The organism is Azonexus sp., assembly GCF_036170495.1.
Taxonomy (GTDB): domain Bacteria; phylum Pseudomonadota; class Gammaproteobacteria; order Burkholderiales; family Rhodocyclaceae; genus Azonexus.
The window spans coordinates 1-4,269 of the sequence record NZ_JAVHPH010000180.1 but is presented as its reverse complement, the minus strand read 5'-3'; the positions used below and the strand labels follow the sequence as shown (position 1 = coordinate 4,269).

Below are 4,269 nucleotides of genomic sequence, written 5' to 3'. Positions count from 1 at the left end.
CGGTGAAGGCGCGTTCGGTGCCTTTCTGGCGGGTGACGCGGTATTCGGTTTCATCGAGCTGGGCACGCCATTCGGCGTCGGTTTTTTCGATTTTCGGCATGCTGGTTTCCTTGTGGTGGCCAAGTCTGACCAGCGTGGCCGGCGTAGGTTCAGGTGGTTTGGCTCTGGCGAAACTGGGCGACATCGCGGCCCGGCGGGGCGCCGAACATGCGGCGATATTCGCGGTTGAATTGCGAGGGGCTTTCGTAGCCGACGTGATGCGCCGCCGAGGCGGCGTCGGTATCGCTGACCAGCATGAGGCGGCGGGCTTCCTGCAGGCGCAGTTGTTTCTGGTATTGCAGCGGCGTCATGGCGGTCAGCGCCTTGAAATGATGGTGCAGCGACGACCGGCTCATGTTCGCCAGGCTGGCCAGCCGTTCGATGCTGAGCGGTTGGTCGAGGTTGGTTTTCAGCCAGTCGATGGCGCGGACGATCTGGTGGCTGTGGCTGCCGCTGGCGGCGGCCTGGCGCAGGCGCGAACCGAGGGGGCCGGCGAGCAGGCGGTAGAGCAGTTCGCGCTCGATGATCGGGGCGAGCACCGGGATGTCGGCTGGCGTATCGAGCAATCGGGCGAGGCGCAGGGCGGTGTTCTGGATGTCGACGCTGAGCAGGCCGACGGCAATGCCACGGTCAACGCCTTCAAATGCCCGATTTTTGGGCATGGCGGCAGTCAGTTCGTTGATCTTGAGCGGGTCGATGGCGAGTCCCAGACCAAGGTAGGGCTCGGCAATCGAGGCCTGTGTGATGCGCGCAAAAATCGGCAGATCGACCGATGAAATGAGGTAATGGCGGGCGTCGTAATCGTAGGTGTCGTCGCCGACCGTGATGGTCTTGGCGCCCTGGGCCATCATCGCGAACACCGAGGTCATGATGGTGCAGGTCGGCACTTCGGTGTTCGATCCGCGGAAAAGCTTGAGGTTGGGCATGGCCGTGTCGACAGCGCCGTCCGCCGGGCAGTGACGGTCGATGATGGCGGCGAGTTCGGTGCGCTGGCGCGCCAGATCGGCGTTTTCCATGGCGTTGGAATCATTTGGGCGGGGTGTGGTCAGAACGGCAGTATCCATGACCGGAGCGTAGCGGTTTTGATGCTGGCCGGCGAGAGGCGGCAGGCCGATTCTGGAGGATCAGGCAATAAGTCTGCACGATTGGGTTATCGCTTGCCGCCTTGCCTCGCCCACACTATTCGCACAAACAGCGGCCACGGGATGGCTGCTGATCCCCTTCCGACGAGGAGCATACAGATGATCAAACTGACTATTAACGGCAAGGCGCATCAACTCGATGTGGCGCCCGATACGCCGCTACTTTGGGCGCTGCGCGACACCTTGCAGATGACCGGGACGAAATATGGCTGCGGCCAGGCTTTGTGCGGCGCCTGTACGGTGCATGTCGATGGCACCCCGGTGCGCGCCTGTTCGACGCCGGTCTCGGCGGTGGTTGGGCGCAAGATCAGGACCATCGAGGCGGTCGATAGCGAGCGCGTCGGCAAGGTCGTCCAGGAGGCCTGGCGCAAGCTCGATGTCGTGCAGTGCGGCTACTGTCAGTCCGGCCAGATCATGAGCGCCGTCGCCTTGCTGACTCAGAACCGCAAGCCGACCGACGCCGATATCGACAACGCCATGTCGGGCAATCTGTGCCGCTGCGCGACCTACGTGCGTGTTCGCGCTGCCATCCACGAAGCCGCCAAAGCGCTGGCTTAGTGATCCGTTTGGCAATTACCGAAACATGAAAGCTGGTCTTTGCGTCCCTGGCGTTGTTGCTCATCCTCGCGATAGCTACGGCTATCGCTGCGGTTCGCGCCTAGCCAGGAACACAAATCCGGCGCTTTCATTTTGTTCCGCCAATTACCAAGCGGACCACAAGGAGATCGACCATGTCCGAAATCATCATTGAAAACCTCAGCCGCCGCCGTTTCCTGCAAGGTAGCGCCGGCCTGACGCTGGGCTTTTGCCTGCCGGCTGTCGCCGCCGGCAAGTTGAGCCGCGTTGCTACGGTCAACACCGAAATCAACGCATTTTTGAAAATCGGCGCCGACAACAGCGTCACCGTCATGTCCAAGCACCTTGAAATGGGGCAGGGCACTTACACCGGTCTGGCGACTATTCTCGCAGACGAACTCGATGCCGACTGGGCGCACGTTCGCGTCGAAGGCGCCGCGGCGGATGCCAAACGCTACAACAACACCTTCTGGGGCCCGGCGCAGGGCACCGGTGGCAGCACGGCGATGGCTAATTCCTGGGACCAGATGCGCAAGGCTGGGGCAAGCGGTCGGGCCATGCTTGTTTCGGCCGCCGCCAAGCGCTGGAATGTCGGCGCGGCCGACATCGTGGTGCGCGACGGTATCGTCAGCCATGCTGCCAGCGGCCGTAAGGCCAGCTTCGGCGAACTGGCAGTCGATGCGGCCAAGGAAACCGTGCCGACCGATGTGAAGCTAAAAGACCCCAAGGATTTCCGCCTGATCGGCAAGCAAGCCAAACGCAAGGACAGCGTGGCCAAGACCAACGGCACGGCGCAATTCACCCAGGACGTTTTCCTGCCCGGCATGCTGGTCGCTGTGGTCGCCCATCCGCCGCAGTTCGGCGCCACGGTGAAGTCATTCGATGCGAGCAAAGCCAAGGCGATCAAGGGCGTCGTCAATGTCGTGCAGATTCCACAGGGCGTGGCAGTGCTGGCCACCGACACCTGGAGCGCCAAGAAAGGGCGCGATGCCTTGTCGGTTAGTTGGGACGACAGCAAGGCCTTCAAGCTGGGCAGCGATGAAATCCTGGCCCAGTACAAGGAAATGGCCAAGAAGCCCGGCCTGGTCGCCGCGAATAAAGGCGACACGGCGAAAACCTTTGCCGGCGCCGCCAAGGTGGTCAGCGCCTCTTTCGATTTTCCCTACCTCGCCCATGCCGCCATGGAGCCGATGAACTGCGTCGTCCAGCTCAAGGCCGATGGCTGCGACGTGTGGAACGGCGAGCAGTTCCAGACCGTCGATCAGGGTCGGGTCGCTGCGCTGTTCGGCCTCAAGCCGGAACAGGTCAAGCTCAACATGCTCTACGCCGGCGGCAGTTTTGGGCGCCGGGCCTGTACGCAGTCGGATTACGTGCTGGAGGCGGCGCACATCGTCAAGGCGATCAACGGCAAGGCCCCTGTCAAGCTGGTTTGGCTGCGCGAGGACGACATGCGTGGTGGCTATTACCGGCCGCTCTTTCACCACGCGCTGGAAGCGGCGCTCGATGGCAGCGGCAAGCTGGTCGGCTGGCATCACCGGCTGGTCGGCCAGTCGATCATTACCGGCTCGCCCTTCGAGGCCATGCTGGTCAAGGACGGCATCGATCACGTTTCGGTCGAAGGTGCTGCCAATCTGCCGTACGCCATCCCCAACCTGCTGGTTGATCTGCACACACCGACCGATATTGGCGTGCCGGTGCTCTGGTGGCGCTCGGTCGGTTCTTCGCACACGGCCTACTCGACCGAGGTTTTCCTCGACGAAGTGGCGGCGGCGATGGGCAAGGACCCGGTGGCCCTGCGCCTCGAATTGCTGACTGAGCACCCCAAGCACGCCGGCGTACTCAAGCTGGCGGCCGAGAAAGCCAACTGGGGAACGCCACTCAAGGGTGCAGCCGGCGAGCGTCGCGGCCGCGGCGTGGCGGTGCATGAATCGTTCAACTCCTTTGTCGCCCAGGTGGCCGAAGTGACGGTTAAAAAGGACGGCTCGATCAAGGTCGACCGCGTCATTTGCGCCGTCGATTGCGGCACGGCGATCAATCCGGACAACATCAGGTCTCAGGTCGAAGGGGCCGTCGGCTTCGCGCTGTCTGCTGCGCTGAGCGGAGAAATCACGCTCAAGGGCGGCCGCGTCGAACAGGGCAACTTCGATGGCTATCCGCTGCTGCGCATTGGCGACATGCCCAAGGTCGAGGTGCATATCGTCCCGTCAACCGCCGCCCCGACCGGCATCGGCGAACCCGGCGTACCGCCGCTGGCCCCGGCCGTGGCCAATGCCATCGCCGCCGCCACCGGCAAGTTCCTGCACAAGATGCCGTTTAACACGGCCGAATTGGCGGCCTGAGATGGACAGCCTGGATACGCAGGTCCTCGACGCCGCCCGAAAATGGGCCGCGGCCGGGCAGCGCTTCGCGCTGATCACCGTCGCCCGGACCTGGGGTTCCGCCCCACGGCCGCCGGGTGCCTGGATGATCCTGCGCGACGACGGGCAGGTGCAGGGTTCGGTCTCCGGCGGCT

The 4,269-nt window shown here is 63.4% G+C and carries 4 protein-coding genes and 1 pseudogene; 3 read left to right on the top strand and 2 right to left on the bottom strand.

Annotated elements, in window-relative coordinates:
- Nucleotides 1-100: pseudogene (locus tag ADADOO_RS06015) on the bottom strand (peptide-methionine (R)-S-oxide reductase MsrB); the annotation flags it as partial.
- A gap of 49 nt (nt 101-149) precedes the next feature.
- A complete protein-coding gene (locus ADADOO_RS06010) occupies nt 150-1,103 on the bottom strand; it encodes an AraC family transcriptional regulator (protein WP_511275868.1) in 954 nt (317 codons plus the stop codon).
- Nucleotides 1,104-1,280: 177 nt separating this feature from the next.
- Between ADADOO_RS06010 and ADADOO_RS06005 the strand changes: the two genes are divergently transcribed.
- The 3 genes from ADADOO_RS06005 to ADADOO_RS05995 all read left to right on the top strand — a co-directional run.
- Nucleotides 1,281-1,739 carry a (2Fe-2S)-binding protein gene (locus ADADOO_RS06005; protein ID WP_511275867.1) on the top strand — a complete coding sequence of 153 codons (459 nt, stop codon included), beginning with the start codon at nt 1,281-1,283 and terminating at the stop codon, nt 1,737-1,739.
- 173 nt (nt 1,740-1,912) lie between these two features.
- Complete coding sequence (locus tag ADADOO_RS06000) at nt 1,913-4,096, top strand: xanthine dehydrogenase family protein molybdopterin-binding subunit (RefSeq protein ID WP_511275865.1); 2,184 nt, start codon at nt 1,913-1,915, stop codon at nt 4,094-4,096.
- On the top strand, nt 4,026-4,269 hold a 244-nt coding region (locus ADADOO_RS05995; RefSeq protein ID WP_511275863.1), incomplete at its 3' end, for an XdhC family protein. The genes ADADOO_RS06000 and ADADOO_RS05995, both read left to right, overlap by 71 nt.